The sequence below is a fragment of the Anaerobacillus sp. ABR4_321 genome (assembly GCF_056158505.1).
On record NZ_JBSWTK010000001.1, the window covers coordinates 2,194,641 to 2,219,957 of the forward strand.

Consider the following 25,317-nt stretch of genomic DNA (forward strand, 5'->3'; position numbering starts at 1 on the left):
AAATTCACCGTTCCTTTATGCACCGATTCGCAGCGACCATCGGCTCTCTTTTCCAGGGAAAGGGAGGCTACTAAGTTTCCTTCAAAGCAATTTCATGTGTAGTTGGTTATACAATTTTTATCATGAACAAGATGGAGTGTCAATCATGTTTTTTCTTAAATCTCTTTTATTTCGCTTAATCCTGTTCATCCTTGTTGTGATCTTCTTCCTCGAAATGAGCGTCCACAGGTCCTTTTTGCTTTCTGTCTTTCTTTTTTCTTCTTAGCGTTTGTAATATTTTTTTGTAATTTAATGAATACACTTTTGGCTCATAGTGCTCAGAAGCTCTAATGTCTTGAGAAGATGCTCTCATAAATGACCAGCCGAGCATAATCATGATAAAGAGTAGTGGAAACCCTCCAACGATACTTGCGGTTTGAAGTGTACCGAGGCCGCCTATGAACATTAACGTGAGTGGCATCAAACATAATGCGAATGCCCAGAATAGTCTGTTCCAACGTATCGGCTCATCTTCCACTTCTTTTTGTACTACCGAAGCGAGAATATAGGAACTCGAATCAAATGTTGTCGCAAGAAAGATAATCGCTAGCACCGTAAATACAAAGATCATCAGCCACGGTAATGGGAGCTGTCCAATCGTTTCTAGGATTGCTCTTGGTGCTCCTTCATCGTTCAATACGCTGATCACATCGAATTTACCTGTAAGTTGCATGTGAAGCCCGTAGTTTCCAAGGATACCGAAAAACAACAAGCTTCCGAAAGTTCCGTATGAAATCGTTCCAAGAATCATCTGTTTAATTGAACGTCCTCTAGAGATCTTAGCTACGAAAAGCCCAACAAACGGAGCGTAAACGAGCCACCATGCCCAGTAAAATACTGTCCAGCTTTCAGGGAAACCGGTCTTTTCATATGGACCAAGAGTATTGTACGGCTCTGTCCACGTACTCATATGAAAGAAGTTATCCATCAAGAGACCGATACTATTCGTTGTTGTCTCAACGAGAAATCGTGTTGGTCCGAAGATCAATACGAATAGCAATAGGAATATGGCTAAAACGAGGTTCAAGTCAGAAAGAACTTTTATTCCTTTTCTAAGGCCGGAATAGGCGCTTATTGCAAAGATTAAAGTGACGAGAACGAGTATCATTGTCTTTAAGACCATGTTTACAGGGAGTCCTGTCAACATATTGATTCCTTCAGCAATCATCGGCGTCCCAAGAGCGAGAGTAGTTCCCGCACCACCTAGTAGTCCAAACATGAATAATACATCGATGATTGTACCTAAAGGTCCGTCAGCAAGATTTCCGATTAAAGGTCTCGTCGCCTCGCTTATTTTAAGGACAGGCTTTTTTCTAACGTAATAGAAATACGCGATGGGTAGAGCTGGTAATGTATAGATTGCCCATGCGATCGGTCCCCAGTGAAAGATACCGTATGTACTAGCCCACAGTATGGCGTCCTTCGTACCTGGTTCAAGTCCAAATGGTGGCCCTTGAAAGTAATAAGCCCATTCAATCGTTGCCCAGTAAAGAATACTCGAACCTATACCTGCACAAAAAAGCATCCCCGCCCATGAAAAGTTATTAAATTCCGGGCGTTCACCTTCGTCTCCTAGTCGTACCCGGCCATTCTCACTAAATGCCACATATATCAAGAATAAAAATATTCCGAGTCCAACAAGTAAATAGAGGACACCAAACCTTGTCGTCATAAATGTATTTGCTTTATCAACGACCACTTTACCAGCTTCAGGAAAAAGAACGAGTGGAACAGTTACTAGTAACAACAAGAATAGCGCTCCGAAAAACGTAGGCCAATCGATTAACCGTTTGTTCATCAACTTTAACTCCTTTACGAGAACTTGTGCCGTTTTAGTTTTAGTTAACTTGTGCATTTTATTCGCAGGTGAGTGGGAGAGCGGTGAAATGAAGAGATATTTGTTATGATGGAGAAGAAATCGTTAGGTTAAAGTGAGGGAGCTTTGTGGAAAGGTTTACTGAAAACGCAGTTCGCATTATAAAAGAAATTCCGCTAGGACGTGTGATGACATACGGTCAAATCGCCAGGATAGCGGGGAGTCCGAGAGGTGCAAGACAAGTCGTTCGGATCCTACATTCTATGAGTAAGAAGCATGGGTTACCATGGCATCGAGTGATCAATGCAAAAGGGGAAATCGGTTTACGTGAAGAAGAAGGCGTGTTCATACAACGAGTAGCTTTAGAAGACGAAGGAATAACGTTTTCTGAGAATAATAAGGTGAGCTTGAATAAATACCAGCATCACCCGGATGAAGAAGCACATGAAAAATGACTCCCTTGGTAGGGAGTCATTTCTATTAGCTATTTACTGTTTTCGATACAAGAGATCAATCGGTCTTCAATGTCTAGACCGATGCCTTTAAGTCGATCATCTTCAGTTAGATCGAGCAAGGTGGTTGGTTTCGGCATGCCTATTTTTGTTAAGCCATTATCTTCATAAACGACGATTTTACATGGAAGAAAATACCCTACGGTTTTATTTTCTTTAAGAACACGATCAGCTTCCTTCGGGTTACATACCTCTAATACGCGAAAAGGTGTATTGAATTCCATTCCTTTTTCCTGGAGCTTTGAAGTTAAATCAAAGTCCCAAAGCACCCCGAAACTTTCTTCTTGTAATGAAGCACTTAAATCCTCCACTGCTTTATCAATCGTCTTCGTCGTGTCAATTGTGTAATGAAAACTCACTATGAAATCTCCCTTCTTGTACGTTTTGCATCTACTCGTTCTATACCCTGTAACGTATAGATTAAACGGACAATATTAAAAGAAATGACACGACTACTTAAATGAACTTATTTAGACATTTTAAACGCAGCGTTAAGCTGTCCGCGAATCATCTCATCTCTAATCTTACCTTTATCCTTTTGCTTATCTTTTTTGTACATTTTCTTTATTTCGAACGTTTGCATCCCATCTTCAATTTGGTTTGCGATGTCCATGAGTTTTTCCACATCGTTAAATGAAAACTTTCTCGTGCCTCCGCCTGATCGTTCAGGAAGAATTAATCCTCTTTCTTCGTAATACCGGATTTTGCGGAGTGATAAACCTGTTAATTCACTGACTGATCCGATCGGAAGAACTTTTTTCTCTTTGTAAGACATTATTATTCACTCCCACGCTCTCGTTCATATTGTTGTAATGGTTTCATATACTATAAAATTCATCTATCAAACTAATAATCTTCTATTTAGTATAGCATACACGACAACGATTCGTCAGAAGGGTGTTAGAATATCTAACATATTGTATGAGTTGGTTTGAAAGAGTGTGTCAGAAAAGGTGTCATGCACCTTGAGAAACAGTCACAAAGGTGGGAGAATAAAAGTGTGCAAACGGTTGTACGGATTTTTATTAGGAGGTGGCTAATTGAAGTCTCAACAAACCTTTCTATTAACTGGAAAGATAACGACAGCCTTTTTGATGCATGTGGTAAAGACTGCAAACCTTTTTTCAAGCTACATCGTTGTTGAAATCTCTAATACCACTTTAAATGTTAAGAGCTTATTGAGCATGAGTGCTTTGAATGGTTACAGAGGATCACTAGTTGTTATCGCTGTCGGTACAGATAGTAAAGAGGCATTAGAGACGTTAAGTAATTATTTCTTAGAACTTCAAAAAAGAACGATATAACATGGCAGTCGTGCTTACACTCTCTTTTCTTTAATGAGTGAGTGACCGAGTTCTTCTGAACGTTTTCTAGCACCTGTGATGCTTTCTAGAACGGCTTCGTCGAACTTATAGTTTTTTAAAATCGACAGTCCGGCATGAGTAGTTCCACCAGGGCTGGTCACTTTCTCCCTAAGAAGAGAAGGGGATTGCTTCGTTTGGCTCAACATCATTGCAGCACCTGTCATCGTTTGGATAATTAAGTCACGAGCGGTTTCTTTATCTAATCCATTCAGGTTCGCTGCTCTCTCCATACATTCGACCATGTAGTAAAAATATGCAGGGCCGCTTCCAGATAAACCTGTCACCGTGTCTAGTTGATCTTCTGACACATGAACGATGGTGCCGATCGTTTCGAATAGACTCGCAGCAAAACTCTCCTGTTCAGTGTTGCTATAGTGTCCAGATGAAATAGCTGTAGCAGAAAGGCCGATTGCTGCAGATGTATTTGGCATCGCTCTTATCACTGGTATGTTCGGTCCAATGCACGCTTCAATATAGGTTGTTGTAATCCCGGCAATAACAGATATGATCAGGTGATTTTCCGTAACATAAGGCTTTAAGCTCATAAGTGCATTCTCGGCATCTTTTGGTTTCATAGCCAGAATGATAACGTCCGACTTCGTTACGATTTTTTCATAGTCCTGCGTCGTCTCAACGTTATATTTGACTTGTAAATCTTCAAGTCTTTTGATATCGATGCGGTTTAGCAGTATGATTTGCTCTGGCGTAATGAATGTTTTTGCAATCATACCTTCGATCATCGATTCGGCCATCGATCCGGCTCCGAGAAAACCTATGTGCAGCGAGTTCATGATACCCTTTCCTCTCCTTTCAATCTAAAACGCCCACTCATCCTATAGTTAAAGGACGAATGGGCGTAATCCGTGGTACCACCTTCATTTGATATCTAAGATATCCTCAAAACCCCTATAACGTGGGGGGACGGCCGTGTTTCCACAGCTAGCTCATGGGTAGGTTCAAAGTTTGCAGGTAGTAAGGAATCTTTCAGCCCTTGGATTCCTCTCTCTGAACTATGCTTTTACTTCTACTATTCCCGTTCGTAGCTAAAGGTCGTTTAGTTTTACATAGTATGCTACGAATTAAAAAAATTGTCAATTAGTTTTTATAATTTTCTGACTTAATTATACTGATATAATGACAAAAAGTAGGATGAAGAGTAGAATGGAGTTAGGAAATCAAGGATAGGCGGTGGAGCGATGAATGCGACGATGGCAGATGAAATACTCTCCTTCACAGTACCGACGCCATTTTTAGTCGGCCCTGTGAATTGTTTTTTAATCAAGGGTGATGCGGTAACACTGGTTGATACAGGTCCCAGAACATCACGAGCGAAAGAAGTCCTTGTATCGCAGCTGAAGGACCATGGGTTTTCTTTGGAAGACGTTGATCAAGTGATTTTAACACATCATCACCCTGATCATATCGGGTTAGCGGGATTGATGAGAGAGATGGGTAAGAACGTGCTTGGTCACTGGAAAAATGATCGTTGGCTTGAAATGAAAGATAGCTTTTTGCAAGAGCACGAGATGTTTATGAGAGGCATCTATCAAAGTGCGGGCGTCCATGATCGTTTTTTACATCATGTCCATGATGTAAAAGAATATCTCTCCTTTACAGATCGGGCTACGTGTGATGTCCACCTTACTGAAGGCGATGAGGTTCCTGGCTGTAAGGGATGGAAGGTAATCGAAACTCCTGGTCATGCACAGAGTCATATTTCTCTTCTCCATGAACAGACTGGAACGATGATAGCAGGGGATCACCTCATTAAGAATATCTCATCGAATCCTATACTGGAGCCTCCGTACAACGGGGAGCCAAATCGTCCGAAGCCACTGCTGCAACAGCGCGAATCGTATTACAAAACGCTAGAATTAGCACCGTCTTTTGTTTATACAGGCCACGGTGATCCGATTGAAGATGTCGAGGTGTTAATCAAGGATCGTCTGCGACAGCAGGAAGAACGAGCCAAGAAAGTTGGAGCGTTATTAAAACAAGAGCCGCTAACCGCTTTTCAAGTTTGTCAAAAGCTGTTTCCAGGTATTTATAAGAAGCAGATTGGTCTTACTCTTTCTGAGACCATCGGTCAGTTAGATTACTTACAATCTGAAGGGATGATAACTCAAGTTAAAAGTGGAGAAGTCGATCTCTATATACATCAATAATCGTTGGGAGAGAGTCATGAAGAATATTAAGAACAAAGTTATACTTATAACCGGGGCTTCAAGTGGAATAGGCCGCCAGTTAGCTCTGGATTTAGCTAAAGAAGGCGCAAGACTTATCCTCGTCGCGCGAACCGAGGAAACGTTGCTTAGGTTGAAAGAGCAAATTGAATCGGAAGGTGGCTATCCTCCTGCCGTATGGCCGATGGATGTTGGAGATGGGGAGAGAGTTGATCAACTCCTTCCTCGATTATTAAAAGAAATGCCTCCGATCGACATTCTGATCAATAACGCTGGCTTCGGTAAGTTTGACAATTTCGTCGATGCCGATATGAAAGAAATCGAGACGATGTTCGATGTGAACGTCATAGGATTGATGAGATTTTGCGCGAATGTTTTACCAGGCATGGTAGAAGCGAAAAAAGGCCTAGTCATCAATGTTGCTTCACAAGCTGGAAAAATCGCGACACCTAAATCAGCTGCTTACTCCGCTACAAAGCATGCGGTCCTTGGGTTTTCAAATAGCTTAAGGTTAGAGATGAAGCCTTATGGAATCAACGTAATGACCGTCAATCCTGGGCCGATTAAGACTAATTTCTTTGAAGTGGCTGACAGCAGTGGCAATTATACAAAGAACGTAGAAAAAATGATGCTGACTCCTGAAAAGGTTTCGGGTGAGATCTTATCAGCTATTGAAAAAGGCAAACGAGAAGTGAACCTTCCTGGGTGGATGAATGCCGGAGCGAAGATTTATCACGCAGCCCCTGGTCTAATTGAAAAAGTGGGCGGACGATTTTTTAATCAGAAATAAACAAGAGGCTGGGACAAAACCCAGTAAATTAAAATAAGAGTGGCCCTCGGACAATTTTATTGTCCGAGGGGCCACTCTTTCTATTTTTTCATCTTAATTTAACATTAAAATAAGGACAGCCTCTGATAAAATTAGAGTTACCACACAATAACCATCGGAGGTGCCCTTATGTTTAAAGATTATAACATGAATCAAGTGATTTTGCCCCTGGATTTAGAAATGAAATTACAAGAAAGTGATATCGCCTATGCCGTCCATGAGTTGGTCGAACAGATTCCAGATGAAGCTTTTACTGGATTCTTGCGTGATACAGGATGTCCAGCTTATCATCCTCGCATGATGATGAAAGTCATTTTGTGTGCGTACACGCAATCGGGTTTTTCAGGAAGAAAGATCGAAGGCCTCCTCAAAGATAGTGTTCGGATGATGTGGTTGGCGCAAGGGTATGAACCCAGTTACCGCACAATCAATCGGTTTCGCGTCCACCCTGAAGTCAAAGAACTTCTTCGTCAGGGGTTCGTGCAGTTTCGTTGTCAGCTCGTTCAAAAAGACCTCATTGATAATGAAGCGATCTTTATTGATGGTACAAAAATCGAAGCGAATGCCAATAAGTTTACATTTGTGTGGCGCAAGGCTGTTGAAAGGTACAGCGAGAGTCTGATCGAAAAGTCGAATGAGATGTACGATGAGTTGATCGAAAAACAAGTCATTCCCGAAATCGAACGAGAAAGTCCAGAACAACTTTCCATCAAAGAACTTTCTAAAATAGAAGAAAAGCTAGAAGAAAAAGTCGAAGAATATAACGAAAAGATTGAATCCAGTGCTGATATAACCGAACGAAAAAAGCTTCGTTCAGAGCGAAAAGGCCCAAAGCAATTCCTTAAACAAATGAAGGGTTTCGTATTGCGCAAAACAAAATATGAAAACGATATGACCATCTTCAAAGAACGGAACAGTTATTCAAAAACCGATCACGATGCCACCTTCATGCGCATGAAAGATGATTATATGAAAAATGGGCAACTCAAAGCCGGGTACAATCTCCAGATTGCGACGGAGGGGCAATATACGCTCGCTTACGATATCTTCCCGAATCCAACAGACACGCGCACATTTCTTCCGTTTCTAGATCGTGTGGAAAAGGACTTCTTAGAACTCCCAACATATATCGTCGCGGATGCCGGTTATGGCAGCGAAGAAAACTACATAGATGTCTTGAAAAATCGCAAGCGAACGCCTCTCATCACATATAACACTTATCGAAAAGAGAAAAAGAAAAGCTTTAAGAAGGATGCGTTTCACGTATCCAACTGGGATTACAATGAAAAGGGAGATTTATTCATATGTCCGAACGGAAAACAAGTGCCATTCCGTTTTACCTCCCACCGTACCGATCGCAATGGTTTCACTCGAGAGTTTAAGGTTTATGAATGCGAAGATTGTACGGATTGTCCCTTACGTCAACAATGTACAAAGACTAAAGAAGGCACGAATCGAAGAATCTATTACAATACTAAGTGGGAACAACAAAAGAATAAGGTTAAAAAGCTGCTTTCAGACGAAAAAACAGGTGAAATCTACGGACAAAGAAAAATTGATGTAGAGCCAGTTTTTGGATTTCTGAAGGCTATTTTGGGTTTCAATCGGATGTCTGTAAGAGGTAACAACAAGGTCAAAAATGAAATGGGGTTTGCGCTCATGGCGGTAAACTTAAGAAAGTACACCACCACGAGGGCAGAATGATCAAATAATTTTAGGGAGACCCATACAAAAAAAGGTTCCGTTCATCAAAAAACGATGAACGGAACCTTTTTTCCTTATTTCAGGCTAGTTATGTCCCAGCCTCTTGTTTTGTTTTATCTCATCACACTACCACCAGAGATCTTTAATGACTCTCCAATAATGTTTTCGGATGCGCTCGATAAGAGGTAGATGATGCTGTTTGCTACTTCTTCTGGCTGCGTGATTCGTCCAGAAGGTAATCCTTCTTCAACCGCTTGTAATTCTTCTTCGTAACTTTTACCTTCCCGCTTTCCTTTAGCTTCTATTGCATTTCTTCCCATTTCGGTGTCGACAAATCCAGGGCATACGGCGTTAACGCGAATGCCGTGCTTGATCGCTTCGTGGGCAAATGATTGTGTGAATCCAGTTATTGCGAATTTTGATGCGCTGTATGCTGTGTTTCCGTATGTACCTCTTAATCCTGAAAGTGAAGAGAGGTTCACGATTCCACCTTTTTTACCCTCGTTACGCATGTGGTTATAAACGAGCTGCGTAAGAAGCACTGTAGCAGTGTAGTTCAGCTCCATCACGTTACGTAAATCTTCTTCCTGTAAGTGATCTAGCGTATCTCCACCGCCAATACCTGCTGAATTTACGAGTCCAGTGATCGGTCCGTTTTCCTTTGCAGCTTTCTTGATAAGATGCGAACGATCTTCTGCGTTCGTTAGGTCAGCAACAATACTCGTGACGTTTGCACTCTCCACTAGTTCCTCGCATTCTTTTTGTAATTCTGAAAGCTTTTTTTCATTACGTCCTGTAATCGTTACGGCTGCACCTGTTTGTACCGCTACTTTCGCTGTCACATATCCGATTCCACCGGTAGCTCCAGTGATCAAGATATGTTGGTTATTTAAAGCGTCTTCCTTGAATAGCTGCATGTGTTATCCTCCTTGCAAATAATTTAACGTCATCATTCCCGCTATCTCTTTACTAAAACATGAAAACAGGTAGCTTTAAGAAAAGCTACCTGAAAATGCCTTACTGTACGCCGACAGCGTCGAATGCTTGTTTAACGGATTGTACTTCTGAACTACTTGCACCGTACAAATCTGTAGCAGCTTGTACTGCTGAAGAACGCATATGACTGAAGTCGGAAGAAGCTGTTAAATATTGCGTTAACGTGCGGTAATAGATGTCACCGAGCTTGTCCTTACCGATACCTGATACGGTCACGCCATAAAATGTTCCACCTTCGCTCAGTAGGTAAGCGGCTTTGTTCATGATTCCGCTGTTGATGTGTACACCACCATTATCCTGTGTCCCCGTATAGCGTTCTGAGTAATGAGCTGGATCTCCGAATTGAGTAGGATCTGCCATAGATCGAAGCGCATCACCAGATGTCCCAGGGGTATAAATATCTTCTCCGATTAGCCAATCGGGGTTATTGTTATCATGAAATTCAACAAGCGTTCCGAATACATCAGACATCGATTCGTTCAAAGCTCCAGACTCATTTTGATAGATCAAATCGGCAGTAGTGTCCGTAACCGCGTGAGTTAGTTCGTGCGCCACGACGTCCTCTCCGCCTGATAGAGAAACGAATGTAGAGCCGTCACCGTCTCCATAAACCATCTGACTACCATTCCAGAAAGCGTTATTGTAGTTTCTGCCGTAGTGTACAGTCGATTTTAGCGGTGCGCCGTTACCATCATAACTGTCTCTATTAAAGACTTGTTTGAAATAATCATACGTTGCTCCTGCGTAGTAATGTGCATCTACTGCAGCGGCATCATAGCTCGCATGGTACTGATTATCTGAATCTGACCAAAGGGACCCAGGTAGTTTTGTTCGATTCGATGCATCATAGGTAAAGACGCCTCCACCTCTCGTCGTATCTTTTAAGTAATAGGTTGATGAAGAGAGGAGTGTGTTGAATGACTTCGTATCACCAAGGACTCCAGTGCCTGTCCCGGTTGTTGTCGTGCCAGTGATATCACCACCGCCAGGCTTGCCGACACCTTGTTTTTTGGCTTCGTGAATCGCGTTGAAGCTTGTTAGCACTTCTCCTGTCACAGCATCGATAAGATAATTCCAATTTCCTGGCTCAGGGGATAGGAAGTTAAGTGTTACATGATAGGCGTAACTAGCAGTATGCCCCTGTGGATATACGACAAGGTCTGACTCTGGTTTTTGTTCGTAATCAGGCGTGAAACCAAGAGCTTCCTCCGCTTTTTTAATTGCATCCTGCTTTTTAAATTTAGCTGCTTTCTTTAGTTCTTTCTTTGATTCTAGATCTGAAATGACTTGCCCTGAGACAGCTGTTAATACGCCATCTTTATTTACGTGAACCGTTTGGGTAGAGCCGTAAACTGGCGTCCCCTCATGTAACTGTTGGAGACGAAATACGGTAAACCCGAGATCATCTTTCTCACGCGATAAAATTTCAAAGGATTGCTCGGCTGTCTTTCCGCTGAAGTTGTAGTAATCTTTGTTTTCGTTTAAGTAATCGAACAGCACCTCGTTTGGATTTTTTGCGGAGGCCTTTGTTAACTGGCCTGATACAAACGATGGTGTTTCTTTTTTGTTATGTACGTTAGTTGCTAACGATGAGGGTGGTGCAAGCATGCTTCCTACAAGCCCTGCAGATAATCCTAATGCTAAAAGTTTTTTCTTTCTCATTTGAATCCTCCTTTTATCAGATGAGAAAACCATAGCATATAAAACTAAATATTCAAATAAATTAGATAATTTTGATAATTATTACCTACTTTAAGTTAATTGGTTGTGAATCTATAGACCTAGGCAATGAAGCTTTTAGGACTAATGTATCAGTCCTTGATGTTAGGCAGGGATGATGCGAATCGGAAGAAATCGCTAATTCTCTTGGGTTGGTCACCTCTACATCTTTTGGTTGGAAGAAAGTACTTATTGATATACGAACGTATATTCGGGTAAAATACGGGTATAGATATACAGAACTAGTGTTCTTATTTTCGATTATTTGAAAGGAGTGGTGAAGGTGGATTATTCAACGTTAAAAAAGAAAACCATTTTGTGTGTTGATATGAAAAGTTTTTATGCGAGCTGTTCTGCGGTCGAGATGGGGCTCGATCCCTTAACGTGTCATCTTGCTGTCGTGGGAGATACGGAGCGTCAGGGTAGTGTTGTTTTAGCGGCCTCGCCTGCACTAAAAGAAGATTTTAATATCCGAACAGGAAACAGGCTTTTTGAAATTCCTGATGATCCCCGTATTCATATCGTGAATGCAAGAATGTCATCCTATTTGAAGCAATCGATGGAGATCACAAGGTTATTTCATCGGTATGTTCCAAAAGAGTGTATCCATACGTACAGCGTGGATGAATCTTTTCTTCAAATCGACGGGACTGAGCGTCTTTGGGGAGGACGCTTTGAGACGGCTAATAAAATCAGGAAAGAAATCAGTGAAACGTTCGGTTTACCATGTGCGATCGGTATAGGTCCTAATATGCTGATGGCGAAGCTTTGTCTGGATTTAGAGGCCAAGAAGTATGGCGTTGCTGAATGGACGTATGAGGATATTCCTGAGAAGCTCTGGTCCATTTCGCCTCTAAGTAAGATGTGGGGGATCGGTCCGCGTCTCGAGCACACTTTAAATCGGATGGGAATTATGAATGTTGAGCAGCTCGCAAAATACCCGCTACATCTTCTTGAACAAAAATTCGGAGTGATGGGTAATCAGCTCTATCACCATGCATGGGGAGTAGACCTTTCCGACATTGGAGCTCCGATTATGCAGGGACAGATTAGCTTTGGTAAAAGTCAGATTCTACTGCGGGATTATCACGAACAAAAAGAAATCAAACACGTTATTTTGGAAATGAGTGAAGAAGTAGCGAGGCGTGCGAGGAGAGCCGGGAAAGCGGGGCGTACGATCAGCCTCGGGATCGGCTATAGTAAAGACGAAGGAGGCGGTGGTTTTCACAGGTCGAAAAGCATCGATAGCCCCACTTCCATCACACTTGAAATCTATAACGTGTGCTTGCAGCTTTTTCAGGAATTTTATAGAGGGCAAACGGTTCGGAAAATTTCAATCGCTCTTTCAAATATTTGTGATGACGAGGAAGTGCAGCTCGACCTTTTCAATATGAAACGGCCGAAGCAACGAGACCTTGGATACGTAATGGATTCGATACGGGAGAAATACGGATCCGATTCTCTGCTTCGCGCTGTTTCCTATACGAAAGCCGGTACAGCATTGCATCGAAGTAAGCTTGTCGGAGGTCACAAAGCATAGAAAGGGGTTGATAAGATGATTCGTGACCGAGGAAATATCAAATGGACATCGATGATGTTACCAGAGCATGTTAAAGAGTTAAGAGAATGGAAAGAAGAAGATCGGAGAAGAGAACAGCCTGAGCTTGATGAGCAGAAGATGGAGGAGATGAACGACACCATTTGCGAAGCGATGGCCTTTCACCAGCCGCTTACATTTCACTACTTCAAGAACGGTACGAAGAATGTGTTGACAGGATATGTTCATTATATCGACCAGCTCAATAAAGAATTGCGAATTGTTGACCTAGATGAGAAGAGGCAGAACATTCCGTTTGCAAGCCTCGTGCATATCGGTGAAGGCGACTAAGATGGTAACACTCCCCACAACTGAAGACGTTTTTCCTCGGCGAAAAGGGGTAAAATACGTACAAACTAGTATACGGAGTGAACTGTCAGATGCTATCTGTAGAGAGTCTCAAACATTATAAGGAAAACATAAAAGGAATCGATATTCACTATGAATATCATGAGAACGAAGTGACGTCCGACCGTCCTGTACTAACATTACTGCATGGGTTTTTATCTTCGACTTTTAGTTATCGACGGTTGATTCCCTTGCTTTCAAAGCATTACACGATTGTAGCCGTTGATCTCCCGCCGTTTGGAAGAAGTGAAAAATCGAGTCGGTTTGTTCATTCTTATCAAAACTTTGCGGAAGTCGTGATCGAACTACTCGAGCGGCTAAGTATTGACGAAACCGTTATGATCGGTCATTCGATGGGAGGGCAAGTGGCATTAAGAGCCGCAAGTATCGATGAAGACCTAGTTAAGAAAAACATTTTGCTCAGTAGTTCAGGCTACCTTGAAAAAGCGAGGCAGAGTTTAGTGTATTCCTCTTATTTGCCCTTTTTCTCAATGTATTTAAAGCGCTGGCTTTCGCGAAAAGGAGCAAAAGGGAATTTGGTGAACTGCGTTTACGATCCGAATTTAATCGATGAAGAGATGGTGGATGGGTATGTTCAGCCTTTCTTTCATGAAGGGATTTTCCGTTCTCTCGTACGAATGATTCGAGATCGTGAAGGGGATTTATCACAAGAAGAATTGAGAAGAATTCATACGCCGAGTTTACTGATATGGGGGGAGCATGATCGAGTTGTACCGCTTCAAATTGGAAAACGGTTGGCAGAAGATCTGCCGAATTCAGAGCTGATCGTATACGAAAAGACGGGTCATCTTCTTCCGGAAGAGCAGCCTCGTTCGATTTTAAGAGACATTCAGAAATTTATTCAGGCATAAGTCGAAGAGCGACACGATTCGACTTTTTTCTTGACGAAAAAGAATAATGCGTGATAAACTTCATAACACTAAATCGAATAGTTCTTATCAAGAGAAGTGGAGGGAACTGGCCCTGAGAAGCTTCAGCAACCTCTGATATGTCAGAAAGGTGCTGCTTCCAGCAAGAGAGATCTTGAGAGATAAGAGTGAAAGCCCTCTTCTCTTGAAGTGGGCTTTTTTGATTGCTACAAACTTTACGAACAAGGAGAAACATCATGGACAAAGACATAAAAGGGAACGGCTTTGCGCTGCTTCCACTCGGTATATTTATTTTACTTTTTATTGGAACGGCAGTTGTAACAAAAGATTTTTATAGCATGCCTGTTGTGCTTGCTTCACTGATCGCTGCAGGCGTTGCACTTGCGATGAATAGGAAAGAAAGCTTCATGACAAAGGTCGAGGTGTTTTGTAGAGGAGCAGGGAACTCCAATATCATCTTAATGATTCTTGTTTTTTTATTAGCGGGAGCATTCGCTGAAACAGCCAAGAAGATAGGTGCAGTAGATTCGATTGTTAATCTCGGCATCTCGATATTACCAGCAAGCCTTCTCGTTGTTGGTTTATTTTTAATCGGATGCTTTATTTCGATATCGATGGGGACGTCGATGGGAACGATCGTAGCATTGGCTCCGATTGGAATTGGAATTGCAGAGCAATCAGGGATTCCTGTAGCTTTGACATTGTCAGCGGTCATCGGAGGAGCGATGTTTGGAGATAACCTCTCGATGATTTCGGATACGACGATTGCAGCGGTTCGGACGCAAAACACGAAAATGAAAGATAAGTTCAAAGTGAACTTTTTCATCGTTTTACCGGCTGCAATTATTACTGCCATTATATATGGATTCTTAACGGTAGGGGAAAGCGCGACAGTAAGTGGAGGTAAATCATTTGATTTTATCACAGTACTCCCATACCTTGGCGTATTGATCGCAGCGATTGCAGGCGTGAATGTACTGATCGTACTCGTTAGTGGGACATTGTTCGCAGGTGCTGTGGGCTTATTTAACGGGACGTTTGGTTTAAGTGGGCTCGTTTCTACGGTAACGGATGGCATTAAAGGGATGGAAGATCTCGCCATGATCGCATTGATTATTGGTGGGATGATCGAGGTTATCCGATATAATGGAGGCGTTCAGTACGTTCTCGATAAAATTCTTCATCGAGTGAGATCGAGAAGAGGGGCAGAGTTTGGTATCGCTGGGCTCGCTACGGTTTTAGACTTATCAACGGCAAATAACACGATATCAATCATAATGGGTGGACCACTCGCGAAGAACATATCAGAAGAGTATCAAGTTGATGCTCGAAAGTCCGCAAGTATTCTTGATATATTTTCTGGAAGTGTTCAGGGCATGCTGCCATACGGCGCACAGTTGTTAGCAGCGGCTGGACTAGCTTCGATCTCGCCTTTAGCACTCATACCATATTCAATCTATCCAATTCTTACAGCGGTCGCTGGTATTGTGGCAATTACCATCAATTATCCTTCATTTCGAAAAGAAGAAGCAGTAGAATAACGAAACAACCAGGCCTGTCAAAATGACGGCCTGGTTTTGTTTATTCTTCGATCTGCTTTTGTAGGTTTACAATTTTTTGAGGCAATATATAAAGAAATTCAATCAATGAGTCCAATAAATCAATAATTAAATTAGCTGTTTCTTCACTTGCAGAATTTTCAAGGCATAAAAGGTTGTGGAGGTTACTTCCTTTTCCTAACAGCTGCCCGAGTCGTACGATTGGCTCTTCAAGATCAACTTGTTTGGCCAGGCTTTCGAGCTGTTTTGATAGAGGTTGAGAAAGTTCATTTTCAGCTAAAAAGCTTCTAGTGATGCTCTCTAAAACGCGGTTTGCCATAACGGCAGTAGCAGTCCAGTCTTTCATATTATGTACGTTAACTGCTGAACGATAGACCCGCTCGAGGTCATCTGGCAGCCTCGCAGTGCCAACCAATCTGCCAAGAGGTTCTCTAGTGAAAGAAGTTTGGTGAACAAAGAGCTCTACTTCTTCACCTTGATCGCTTGTAGACGTTTTAATCAATACAAAGAGTATGGATTCTTTACATACCGAACATCTTGAAAAGGTTGAAAAGACCGTTTGGTTGATCTGGTAATCGAATTTCAAATGAAAAGAAGCGGTGTTTCCGCACTCTGGACATTCTGTATTGGCGGACTTTGGTAGTTTTGTTTGTCCGTATTTTACAACAGAATTAATTGTCGTTTGTTGTATTTTTCTCATCTAATACCCCCTGAATCGATTTTGAGCTTAATCTTTGATCTCTTATTGATACGGGTGTTGAGAATAAGGTGGATGTAGTAGTAAGAATATTATAACATTTTATCTTATCAACTTACATTATTCGCCCCGATTGGTAATTTAAGGGGGCGCATTGTGGAGAATAAAAGATTTGTGTTGATTCGAGACAAAAGCCTCTATGTAATCCTGTTTTCTAAAACAAAATTGACAACAAATCAAGCCTGTGAACAAGTATGGTTAAAACACCGAAGAGCAAAAGTACGATTAACATTCGCTTCTTCACATCAACCTGCAATCCCTGCTAATTCAAGAGAAAAACGCTCATACGCTAGAACACTCATTCCTTCTTGTTATACTATCGTTAATGTTATTTTATCTGAATCGCTTCAGATAGAAAATACCCCCAGCAACAAAAGGTTGCTGGGGGTATTTTTATTGACGGATGAAGCCTTCTTCATCAAGGTACTGGATCGCTTCGTTATAAGAAGGGAAAGTGCCATCAAGCATGTCACCGGCATACACATTCCAAAGCTCTAGCTCAGGCTCATACGCGAGGTGCAGCGTTTGATCTTCTTCGTTCATCCAGATTTCTTCTTCAATATCTTCTCCTGGCAAAACAGAAAGAGAGTGAATCGCTTCTCCGATTATTTTTCGAAGATCATTACTTGAGAAGTCACGAATGTTCACCATTCCTCTATCGTCTACTGGGTACTCTTCAAGTAGCTCGCCATAGACAAATCCGTTCCCATTCGGGTGCAGATGATAGACGACGTTCTTTTTATCCATAACACTTTCTTCAAAATGAAAGTTAACTCTTCCCATCGATACATCTTTACGCGTTAATTCAGGGAAAGTAGATTCTATAATGTGTAGCTTTTCTTCAAAAGTTAGCATAGTGCCTCCTGTTAATAACATTTGTATAGTAAGTCTGTGCTTACGACCAAACGTGTATTCAACTCTTCTTCATCTTGTACTATAAGAGTGTATCAAAATGTTAATCAATGTGGAAGGTATGATTCTTCGTCTTCTCAATGTAAAATAAAATAAAAAGCCGAGGGGAAGACCATGAAACGATTAGAGCTTGCCAAACGTGATGCGAAGGAACTTGTAAAGAGTCACTTTCCTCACTGTAATGTAGCACTTTTAGCTGGAAGTATTGTTAGAGGAGAAGGTACGAAAACGTCAGATCTTGATCTTGTTGTTTTCGATCCATCGGTTACGAATTCTTACAGGGAAAACTTATATTACAAAAAGTGGCCGGTAGAATTATACGTACATAATTTTAATACCTATCAATCCTTTTATAATAGCGACTGTGAGCGTGGTAAACCTTCGATGCCTCGAATGGTTGCAGAAGGAATCATTCTGATTGATGAAGGAAGCTGTAAAGAATTAAAAGAAGAAGCGAAGCGAATTTTAGAGGCGGGGCCTAAAAGTTGGGATGAAGATACAATTCGTTTGAAGCGATATTTTTTGACAGATGTGCTAGAAGATTTTATTGGTGCAACAGAGAGGGGAGAAGAATTGTGCTGCGCTCTAGCACTCTTAGAGCAGCTGCATGAGTTTATCCTTAGAATGAATAACCACTGGACAGGTTCTTCGAAATGGATTATGAGAGCGCTCAAACAATTTGATAGTGAGCTAGCTAGTGAATTTGAAGAGGTTTTTGATAATTATTTCAAAATCGGAAGAAAGGGCGATGTGATCAAGTTCGTAGATGATCAGATGGTACCATATGGAGGGCGCTTGTTTGAGGGGTTTTCAATGGGGAAAAATTAATTTTAAAAAAGTGGTTTAGTTTTGATTATAAGGGGGTAACTTTAAACTAGCTTAAAAATTCCCCCTTTTTTCCGTCCGGTTTAACCGGGCGGTTTTTTTTGATCTAAGCGGGTATCAATAGTTAGAAGCAATTAGAATAATTTTGGAAAATTATAAAAAAATTAGCATTTTTGCTTGCTAGTAGACAAGTAAACTATTAAAATTAAATAAAGAACGTTTTCGTTCGCTAAAAAGAAGGAGTGATAAGCATGAAGAGCACAGGTGTCGTTAGAAAAATTGATGAACTGGGCCGTATCGTCATTCCAAAAGAACTGCGCCGCACACTTGATATCCAGGTGAAAGACCCAATGGAGATCTTTACGAGTGAAGATCGAATTGTTTTAAAAAAGTACCAACCGGAGATGGCGTGTATGATTACTGGAGAAGTCTTAAATGAGAATAAGTACTTTGGCAATGGAAACATCATATTGAGTCCAGAGGGAATGGCTATTTTAAGAGAAGAAATAGAGAAGACACTAGAAGTAAAAGCATAGAGTGATGAAGGAGAGAAAAGCATGCCTGGTGCGGCATGCTTTTTTTTCATTTCCTCAGTATCGTAATTTTAACAGGACGTTTTTAATATCCTCATCCTCCATCATTAATGCTCCGAATTTGCGAGTGATTTCAGTCAAAGCTACATCATGATAGAAGAACTCAGTAAAGAACGTCACTAGGGGACGAGAGCTCGTATGAATCGCTTGCCAGCCTGTTTCTTCGTAACCAGCAAATACGAGTTCCTTATTATCAACAATGAGGATGCGGCTTCGCTGCAGCGCTTCATGTTGAACATCAGGTATCAAAGTTGTGATCGTATCTATTTTTGTATCGAGCTCCCCGATCGAATGAAGTTCAACTGAAATTCCATTCATTTGCTTTTCTTCAATAGTTGAAATGTGCTGTGAGAGATCGTCTGACCAACCAGAATAGACGATCGAAGAGGTTGCCTGTTTCAGAAGGTCAGCTACAAGTGAGTCGATCGATTGGTTATCTTTAAGACTCCAAACGCGGTCATCCAAAGGTTTTTTCCTAGCTTCATACGATTTTAATTGGTCGATATTTCGATTAAAATCACGTTGTAATTTTTCGATGGCTGAGTTTAGCGGAAGTGGTCTATATAATCTCTTTTTTTCAACTGTTGATTCCAAAACCATTCCTTTTTCTCCCATTTTATAAAGGACTTCATATACTTTCGAGCGAGGGACGCCAGATTGTTTTACGATCGCAGATGCGTCAAGCGCTTCCTCTGTCGTAATCAACGCTTCATAAATTTGACTTTCATACTGTGTGAATCCAAACTGCTGCAACATCACTATGCTCTCCTTGCTTTTCGCACTTTCCTACATCTTAGCATAACAACTAACGTTCCTGAAATTAACTATTGCCTTTTTGTTGGATGGGAGTTACCCTTTTAGTGGTAACTTAATGAGAAAAGGCGGATTATAATGAATAAAAAAGTATATTTACTGACAATCGTTTCGTTCGTTGTCGGGATGGTAGAACTGATTATCGGAGGTATTCTTGATCTTGTAGCGGAAGATTTAGGTGCTAGTCTAGGGAAGACAGGTCTATTGATCAGCGTATTTTCAATCGTATTTGCACTCGCTGCACCCATTTTATTATCCTTGACAGCAAAAGTAGAGCGAAAGAAACTTACGATACTCTCGCTAATCGTATTTTTGCTTGGGAATGCTTTGGCCGTTCTCAGCAATACTTTCGCAGTTCTAATGGCGGCGAGGGTGATATCAGCAGCTAGTGGATCACTTCTCGTTGTGCTTTGCGTCACGATCGCATCAAACATCGTAGAAAGTAAATACCGAGCTCGCGCGATCGGCGTCGTGTTTATGGGAATAAGTGCGTCACTTGTTCTTGGAGTACCGATAGGTCTTATGCTAGGAAATGCTTTCGGTTGGAAGGCACCATTTGTACTCATCATCGTATTAACGATTTTGTCAATTGCAGGCGTTCACTTTTTCATGGAGAGTATTCAACCGAAGCCCGCGATTCCGATGAGAAAGCAATTGCTGACGCTAAAGAATAGCAAGGTCTTTTCAGCACAGTTGACCTCATTTCTATTTTTAACAGGACACCTTACACTTTATGGATATTTAACTCCGTTTTTGAAATCCTCACTCGGGTTATCAGGAACATGGGTGAGCATTGTATATTTGATCTTTGGAGTCGCTGCTGTAGCAGGAGGGGGATTAGGTGGTGTCGCTTCTGATCGATTCGGAACAAAGCCAACTATAATCTCTATTATCGTTGTTTTTGGAGTTTCGATGTTCCTTATTCCATATACAACGTTTGCCTTTCCGTTATTCCTAGTCGTAATGGTCGTGTGGAGCATGCTTAGCTGGGGGATTACGCCAGCACAACAAAGTTATTTGATTGAAATTGCGCCAGAATCATCTGATATACAGCAAAGTTTAAATAATTCAGCATTGCATCTAGGTATCGCACTTGGCTCAACTGTCGGAGCTTTCGTGATCGAGAAAGGCACAGTTGAAATGAATGCGACGGTTGGAGGGATGTTCATCATTCTCGCTCTCGTTAGTTCTGTCGTTTCGATGAAAGGGAAAGATTCGAGTATTTCTTCTCTATCAAATAGAAAAGCAGGTTAATTGAAGCTCATTCATAAATATGGAATAATGTCCATATTAAACGTGAAAGGAGCATCACAATGCACGTACTAGTTATCGGAGCTAATGGTCAAATCGGTCAAAAAGTTGTGGATTTACTTCATAGTAGTGAAGAACACACGGTGAAAGCGATGGTTCGTAAAGAAGAACAGGCGGAAACTCTAGCGGATAAAGGTGTAAAAGCAGTCGTAGCGAGCTTAGAAGATTCAGTTGATGAAATCGAAAAAGCGATGAGTGGAACGGATGCGGTCATTTTTACTGCGGGATCTGGCGGAAAAACAGGTGCTGATAAAACGCTGTTAGTAGACCTGGACGGAGCTGTCAAATCGGTTGAAGCTGCAGAGCGAAACGGTATCGAACGCTACGTGATGGTAAGTGCGTTCCAAGCTAATAATCGTGAAAACTGGAACGACGCTCTTCTCCCATATTATGCAGCAAAGCATTATGCAGACAAAGCGTTAGAAGCAAGTTCCTTATCTTATACGATTGTAAGACCGGGTGGGCTTCTGAATGAAAATGGAACTGGCAATGTAGCGGTTGGAGAACAACTTGAACGAGGATCTGTGCCTCGTGAAGACGTTGCGCGAGTAGTTGTTGAGGCATTAACGAACCCAAACTTAAAGAAACGTGCGTTTGATTTAACATCTGGAGATACTTCTATTAAAGAGGCGTTGCAAAGTTTATAAACGAGAAGCTTATAAGGAACAGACTGTCGAGATCTATCGACAGTCTTTTTTTGAGGACGGTGAGATAAAAAAGATAGAAAGGATGATTGCTTTTATTGAAGTATGTTTAATGGTAGCCTAATCAAGGTATTCTAAATATGAAATTGATGTTGAGTTTAGGAGTCTACATCTTTACAATATGTAATGTGTACATAAATTCTCTTATTAAAGGAGTCGAACAATGGAAAAAGTATTGATTTTTGGACATAAAAACCCAGATACAGACACGATTACATCTGCGCTCGTTTATGCAGATTTGAAGAGAAAGCTCGGCAAGGATGTTGAACCTGTTCGCCTTGGAGCTGTTAATGCTGAAACACAATATGCATTAGATAAATTCAATGTTGAAGCACCAAGAATGGTCCAAACGGTTGCGAACGAAACGAATCATGTCATCCTCGTTGACCATAACGAACGCCAGCAAAGTGTAGAGGATATTGAAAAGGTACGCGTTCTTGAAGTCATCGACCATCATCGAATCGCAAACTTTGAAACAGCTGATCCTGTTTACTATAGAGCTGAGCCTGTAGGCTGTACAGCTACGATTCTAAAGAAGCTTTATAAAGAAAATAACGTACAGATCGATAAGCCGATAGCTGGCTTGATGTTGTCCGCAATCATTTCTGATTCGTTACTTTTTAAATCTCCGACGTGTACAGAAGAAGATATTGCAGCCGCACGTGAATTAGCAGAGATCGCAGGTGTGGACGCAGAAACATACGGACTTGAAATGCTGAAAGCAGGAGCAGATATGAGTAGCAAGACTCCGTCTGAGCTAATCAGCCTAGATGCCAAGGAATTTGGTATGGGATCATCTAAAGTTGAGGTTGCTCAGGTCAACGTTGTAGATCCGCTTGATGTACTATCTCGTCAGGATACTGTTGAAGAAGAAATCAATAAGACAATAGAAGAGAAAAACCTTGATCTATTCGTACTTGTTGTAACGGACATCTTAAACAACAACTCAACCGTCTTAGCACTAGGTAAGGATGCTGAAAACGTTGAGAAAGCATTTGATGTAGAACTGATCAACAGACTAGCAGTTCTCGAAGGTGTCGTTTCTAGAAAGAAACAAATCGTTCCAGCTTTACAGGAAACGTTCACTTCATAGAGTGACGAACCCGAACCGAATCTTCTATTCGCGTTCGGGTTTTCTATACATAAGAAATGCACGGTAACAATCGATTAGGGACGAGTTTTTCGTTCTTTAATCGGTGGATATTCAGTGAGCTTGCCTTCATATACCAGGTTCAATTTGTCACACGTTCTGAAATCTTCTGGAGTGATTAAGGCGGGGAGTTTATCCCAAAGGGTGATGCCCGAGCGTTCTAACACTTCAGCAACAAATTGAGAACAGAAATAGGAGTTACTGAACTCGACTGGTTCGTTAATCGATACACCAAGTACTCCAAGAATATTATATAGAAACTTTTGTTTATTTCTAATGAAAATCTCCAGCACGCGCTTCATTTTAGTAACCTCTCTTTCCGTTACTTGTAGACCGTAGATGACGCACGTCGTCTGGGGATATTTGCTGTAAGTACCTGTCAACACATCCTCTTTTACAAAGCCTCCATGTAGAGGATTGTTAGGGTTTTTGCGACCAAAGCTATACATATCTCTCAGTTCGATATCAAACGCTAAAGAAGCGTGATTATAAGGAGCTTTGGTGTATCTTTTTATAGATTTAGTAAATAACGTTCCGGTATCAGATAAAAGGATATAGACTGTATGATCCATACTGTCCCCCGATCAACATATAATTTGCGTGTTACAGAAAGGGTGGTTTTCCCTGCAAAACACAATTTGGACCTTATCTATTATACTAGTAATTCTTACCATAACACACTCGCTATTCCTAGTTATTAAAAGAAAGTATCCATACAAGGATTATTCTGTATTGTCAGTGCGGATTAAAACGTGGTGGGGTATGTTTGGAGTGTTTTGCTTCGCGACCTTATTCAATCCAATCGTATCTTTACTCTCATTGATGTTTTTATGCTTCTTTGCTTTAAAGGAGTACTTTTCCATGATGAAGACGAGAAGGGCGGATCGAAGAATCTTCCTATGGGCGTATCTCGTGATACCCATACAATTTTATTGGATATTTATCGAGTGGTACGGTATGTTTATTGTTTTTATACCTGTTTATGTCTTTCTGCTCCTCCCTTTACCTAGAATAATAGGAAAAGGTACTTTAGGCTTTTTAAGATCCGTTAGCTCAACACAATGGGGGTTGATGCTGATGGTGTTCGGTTTGAGTCATCTTGCTTATTTCCAGGTCGCAAGTCCGACGTATGGAGCGAATTTAGTCCTCTTTCTTGTTCTGCTTACTCAAGTGAACGATGTCGCCCAATTTTTAATTTCGGCATATGTGGGTAAAAGAAAGATCGTACCCTCTTCAAACCCATACATTACCGTTGAAGGTGTGCTAGGTGCGCTACTAATAACGGCAGGAACAGCCTTCTTTACGTATTCTTACTTAACGCCATTCGTCTCAACTTTTGGCATATTATCAGGCATCTTAATCAGTGTTGCCGGTGGATTAGGGAGTTTGACTATATCGGTGTTAAAGCGTGATTTGCTTCTTGGAGATGGGGGAGTACAGTATGATCATAATAAAAGCTACCTAAGTCGTGTAGATAGCTTGGCTTATACCTCACCAGTCTACCTCCATGTGATCAGATACTTTTTTGATTTTATGTAAGAAAAAAGACAGCAAGGTTGCTGTCTCAGATTGTAGATAATTCTATGTCATAATTCAGTGCTCCCGATGCCGTAGTCGATGACGATCGCATGCTTTCCGCGGACGAACGTCCAAGCCCGAGGTGAAACCCACACCCCGGTCTCGGCCGCCCGTTCTACCGCAGGAGTCCGCGATCGTCTCTCCTACTTGATGAGAATTAATCCAGAACAACACCGTCCCAATGGATAAACAGACGAAATGAGGGTTATAACCTTTGATCACCCAATAACATAAATTAGAACTGAAATAATAGATTCCTCTTTTTGCAACACCGAGATTTTCTCTACAAGCATAGACAGCAAGGTTGCTGTCTCTTTTTTTGTATTTAATAAGAAGATTGCAGCGTCTGCGTTATTCTCCTAAAAGTGACAGTCCTCCATCGACGATGATCGTTTGACCACGGATCATCTTGGCTGCTGGTGTTGTTAAGAAGTATGTTGTATCTGCCATATCTGTTGGTTCAACGAGTCGTCCTGCAGGGTTTCGCTTTTTAGCAGATTCGAGCAATTCTTCTCGATTTGGAAAATGCTTCAGTGCGTCTGTATCAACAGCTCCACCTGAAACTGCGTTAACAACGATTCCTTTTGGAGATAGTTCGACCGCAAGATAGCGTGTGATTGCTTCTACGGATGCTTTTGAGACACCAACCGCTACATAATTTGGAAGAGCGCGAATAGATCCTAGGCTAGAAAGGGCTACGATAGCACCTCCGCCATTCTTTTCCATAATTTTTGCGGCTTCTTGAGCGGCGAACAAATACGCTTTCGCGTTGATATTCTGAGTCCAATCCCAATGACTTTCTTCGATTTCCATAATAGGTCGTAGAACGCCGGATGCAGCATTGTTTACAAAAACATCTAGCCTGCCAAACTTGTTTTCCGCTTCTTCAAAAAGTGTTGTGATCTGTGCCACTTCACCGACGTTTGCTTTAACGATATGTACGGAGATGCCATATTCATTTTCAAGTTCATTTTTTGTTTCTTCTGCATCGCGTTTTTTACGCATGAAGTTCAAAACAAGGTTGTATCCTTCAGATGCGAATTTCCTAGCGATTGCTTTTCCAATTCCTCGCGTACCGCCAGTAATTAATGCTACTTTTTGAGCCATTGATGTCACCT

General features: G+C 41.4%; 26 protein-coding genes, 1 riboswitch and 2 other annotated features (1 of these 29 cut by a window edge). Of the genes, 15 read left to right on the forward strand and 11 right to left on the reverse strand.

The features are described 5' to 3' along the window. Positions 1-94 (reverse strand) — a binding site (T-box leader) (it extends 114 nt beyond the left edge of the window). 81 nt (positions 95-175) lie between these two features. Beyond that, positions 176-1,837 carry a BCCT family transporter gene (locus ACXADT_RS11335; protein WP_270179186.1) on the reverse strand — a complete coding sequence of 554 codons (1,662 nt, stop codon included), beginning with the start codon at positions 1,835-1,837 and terminating at the stop codon, positions 176-178. 146 nt (positions 1,838-1,983) lie between these two features. Between ACXADT_RS11335 and ACXADT_RS11340 the strand changes: the two genes are divergently transcribed. Further along, entirely contained in the window at positions 1,984-2,310 is a 327-nt protein-coding gene (locus tag ACXADT_RS11340) for an MGMT family protein (protein ID WP_474835151.1), read from the forward strand. A gap of 29 nt (positions 2,311-2,339) precedes the next feature. Here ACXADT_RS11340 and ACXADT_RS11345 read toward each other — a convergent pair whose 3' ends face one another. Both ACXADT_RS11345 and ACXADT_RS11350 read right to left on the reverse strand, forming a co-directional pair. Then, positions 2,340-2,726 (reverse strand): DUF302 domain-containing protein, encoded by a 387-nt coding sequence (locus ACXADT_RS11345; protein ID WP_270179184.1) that lies wholly within the window; start codon positions 2,724-2,726, stop codon positions 2,340-2,342. A 107-nt stretch (positions 2,727-2,833) separates the two neighbouring features. Continuing rightward, positions 2,834-3,142: a MerR family transcriptional regulator gene (locus ACXADT_RS11350; RefSeq protein WP_270179183.1), complete on the reverse strand. Its 309-nt coding sequence runs from the start codon at positions 3,140-3,142 to the stop codon at positions 2,834-2,836. A 265-nt stretch (positions 3,143-3,407) separates the two neighbouring features. Between ACXADT_RS11350 and ACXADT_RS11355 the strand changes: the two genes are divergently transcribed. Then, a complete protein-coding gene (locus ACXADT_RS11355; protein WP_474835149.1) occupies positions 3,408-3,671 on the forward strand; it encodes an HPr family phosphocarrier protein in 264 nt (87 codons plus the stop codon). A gap of 14 nt (positions 3,672-3,685) precedes the next feature. On the opposite strand, the gene proC is transcribed toward ACXADT_RS11355, so the two are convergent. Next, positions 3,686-4,522 (reverse strand): pyrroline-5-carboxylate reductase, encoded by an 837-nt coding sequence (gene proC / locus ACXADT_RS11360; protein WP_474811243.1) that lies wholly within the window; start codon positions 4,520-4,522, stop codon positions 3,686-3,688. Between the two features lie 48 nt (positions 4,523-4,570). Next, positions 4,571-4,781, reverse strand: a binding site (T-box leader). Positions 4,782-4,927: 146 nt separating this feature from the next. Here proC and ACXADT_RS11365 point away from each other — a divergent pair. The 3 genes from ACXADT_RS11365 to ACXADT_RS11375 all read left to right on the forward strand — a co-directional run bounded on the left by ACXADT_RS11365 (position 4,928) and on the right by ACXADT_RS11375 (position 8,447). Further along, complete coding sequence (locus ACXADT_RS11365) at positions 4,928-5,896, forward strand: MBL fold metallo-hydrolase (protein ID WP_474835147.1); 969 nt, start codon at positions 4,928-4,930, stop codon at positions 5,894-5,896. A gap of 16 nt (positions 5,897-5,912) precedes the next feature. Next, positions 5,913-6,704: an SDR family NAD(P)-dependent oxidoreductase gene (locus ACXADT_RS11370; RefSeq protein ID WP_474811247.1), complete on the forward strand. Its 792-nt coding sequence runs from the start codon at positions 5,913-5,915 to the stop codon at positions 6,702-6,704. Between the two features lie 168 nt (positions 6,705-6,872). Then, positions 6,873-8,447 (forward strand): IS1182 family transposase, encoded by a 1,575-nt coding sequence (locus ACXADT_RS11375; protein ID WP_474835836.1) that lies wholly within the window; start codon positions 6,873-6,875, stop codon positions 8,445-8,447. 113 nt (positions 8,448-8,560) lie between these two features. Here the strand turns inward: ACXADT_RS11375 and ACXADT_RS11380 are convergent, their stop codons facing one another. Further along, positions 8,561-9,364, reverse strand: a complete 804-nt coding sequence (locus ACXADT_RS11380; protein WP_474835476.1) for an SDR family NAD(P)-dependent oxidoreductase — start codon at positions 9,362-9,364, stop codon at positions 8,561-8,563. A gap of 100 nt (positions 9,365-9,464) precedes the next feature. Next, positions 9,465-11,105, reverse strand: a complete 1,641-nt coding sequence (locus tag ACXADT_RS11385; protein ID WP_474835474.1) for a M4 family metallopeptidase — start codon at positions 11,103-11,105, stop codon at positions 9,465-9,467. Positions 11,106-11,490: 385 nt separating this feature from the next. On the opposite strand from ACXADT_RS11385, the gene ACXADT_RS11390 reads away from it, so the two are divergent. The 4 genes from ACXADT_RS11390 to ACXADT_RS11405 all read left to right on the forward strand — a co-directional run bounded on the left by ACXADT_RS11390 (position 11,491) and on the right by ACXADT_RS11405 (position 15,538). After that, complete coding sequence (locus ACXADT_RS11390; protein ID WP_474835482.1) at positions 11,491-12,702, forward strand: Y-family DNA polymerase; 1,212 nt, start codon at positions 11,491-11,493, stop codon at positions 12,700-12,702. A gap of 15 nt (positions 12,703-12,717) precedes the next feature. Further along, complete coding sequence (locus ACXADT_RS11395) at positions 12,718-13,050, forward strand: YolD-like family protein (protein ID WP_270179177.1); 333 nt, start codon at positions 12,718-12,720, stop codon at positions 13,048-13,050. Between the two features lie 89 nt (positions 13,051-13,139). Then, the gene (locus ACXADT_RS11400) at positions 13,140-13,979 is read left to right on the forward strand and encodes an alpha/beta fold hydrolase (RefSeq protein WP_270179176.1); all 840 of its coding nucleotides are present in this window, start codon (positions 13,140-13,142) and stop codon (positions 13,977-13,979) included. An 81-nt stretch (positions 13,980-14,060) separates the two neighbouring features. Beyond that, positions 14,061-14,165: riboswitch (SAM riboswitch) on the forward strand. Between the two features lie 68 nt (positions 14,166-14,233). Further along, a complete protein-coding gene (locus ACXADT_RS11405; protein WP_270179175.1) occupies positions 14,234-15,538 on the forward strand; it encodes a Na+/H+ antiporter NhaC family protein in 1,305 nt (434 codons plus the stop codon). 40 nt (positions 15,539-15,578) lie between these two features. Here the strand turns inward: ACXADT_RS11405 and ACXADT_RS11410 are convergent, their stop codons facing one another. Together ACXADT_RS11410 and ACXADT_RS11415 are read right to left on the reverse strand one after the other, a co-directional pair. After that, positions 15,579-16,256, reverse strand: coding sequence for a hypothetical protein (locus ACXADT_RS11410; protein WP_270179174.1), 678 nt, complete (start codon positions 16,254-16,256; stop codon positions 15,579-15,581). 450 nt (positions 16,257-16,706) lie between these two features. After that, positions 16,707-17,168 (reverse strand): hypothetical protein, encoded by a 462-nt coding sequence (locus ACXADT_RS11415; protein ID WP_270179172.1) that lies wholly within the window; start codon positions 17,166-17,168, stop codon positions 16,707-16,709. A gap of 171 nt (positions 17,169-17,339) precedes the next feature. On the opposite strand from ACXADT_RS11415, the gene ACXADT_RS11420 reads away from it, so the two are divergent. Both ACXADT_RS11420 and ACXADT_RS11425 read left to right on the forward strand, forming a co-directional pair. Continuing rightward, a complete protein-coding gene (locus tag ACXADT_RS11420) occupies positions 17,340-18,053 on the forward strand; it encodes a nucleotidyltransferase domain-containing protein (protein WP_474835472.1) in 714 nt (237 codons plus the stop codon). A gap of 248 nt (positions 18,054-18,301) precedes the next feature. Next, on the forward strand, positions 18,302-18,586 hold the full coding sequence (locus tag ACXADT_RS11425; RefSeq protein ID WP_270179170.1) for an AbrB/MazE/SpoVT family DNA-binding domain-containing protein: 285 nt from the start codon (positions 18,302-18,304) through the stop codon (positions 18,584-18,586). A gap of 54 nt (positions 18,587-18,640) precedes the next feature. Here ACXADT_RS11425 and ACXADT_RS11430 read toward each other — a convergent pair whose 3' ends face one another. Further along, positions 18,641-19,399, reverse strand: coding sequence for a TrmB family transcriptional regulator (locus tag ACXADT_RS11430; RefSeq protein WP_270179169.1), 759 nt, complete (start codon positions 19,397-19,399; stop codon positions 18,641-18,643). Between the two features lie 135 nt (positions 19,400-19,534). On the opposite strand from ACXADT_RS11430, the gene ACXADT_RS11435 reads away from it, so the two are divergent. From ACXADT_RS11435 to ACXADT_RS11445, 3 genes are all read left to right on the forward strand, one after another. After that, positions 19,535-20,710: an MFS transporter gene (locus ACXADT_RS11435; RefSeq protein ID WP_270179168.1), complete on the forward strand. Its 1,176-nt coding sequence runs from the start codon at positions 19,535-19,537 to the stop codon at positions 20,708-20,710. Positions 20,711-20,769: 59 nt separating this feature from the next. After that, positions 20,770-21,414 (forward strand): SDR family oxidoreductase, encoded by a 645-nt coding sequence (locus ACXADT_RS11440; RefSeq protein WP_474835470.1) that lies wholly within the window; start codon positions 20,770-20,772, stop codon positions 21,412-21,414. A gap of 220 nt (positions 21,415-21,634) precedes the next feature. Further along, positions 21,635-22,564, forward strand: coding sequence for a manganese-dependent inorganic pyrophosphatase (locus ACXADT_RS11445; RefSeq protein ID WP_474811260.1), 930 nt, complete (start codon positions 21,635-21,637; stop codon positions 22,562-22,564). 74 nt (positions 22,565-22,638) lie between these two features. On the opposite strand, the gene ACXADT_RS11450 is transcribed toward ACXADT_RS11445, so the two are convergent. Beyond that, positions 22,639-23,193 carry a hypothetical protein gene (locus ACXADT_RS11450; RefSeq protein ID WP_474835468.1) on the reverse strand — a complete coding sequence of 185 codons (555 nt, stop codon included), beginning with the start codon at positions 23,191-23,193 and terminating at the stop codon, positions 22,639-22,641. Between the two features lie 52 nt (positions 23,194-23,245). On the opposite strand from ACXADT_RS11450, the gene ACXADT_RS11455 reads away from it, so the two are divergent. Beyond that, a complete protein-coding gene (locus ACXADT_RS11455) occupies positions 23,246-24,160 on the forward strand; it encodes a phosphatidate cytidylyltransferase (RefSeq protein WP_474835480.1) in 915 nt (304 codons plus the stop codon). 390 nt (positions 24,161-24,550) lie between these two features. Here ACXADT_RS11455 and fabL read toward each other — a convergent pair whose 3' ends face one another. Next, a complete protein-coding gene (gene fabL, locus ACXADT_RS11460; RefSeq protein WP_474811263.1) occupies positions 24,551-25,306 on the reverse strand; it encodes an enoyl-[acyl-carrier-protein] reductase FabL in 756 nt (251 codons plus the stop codon). Positions 25,307-25,317 lie beyond the last annotated feature (11 nt).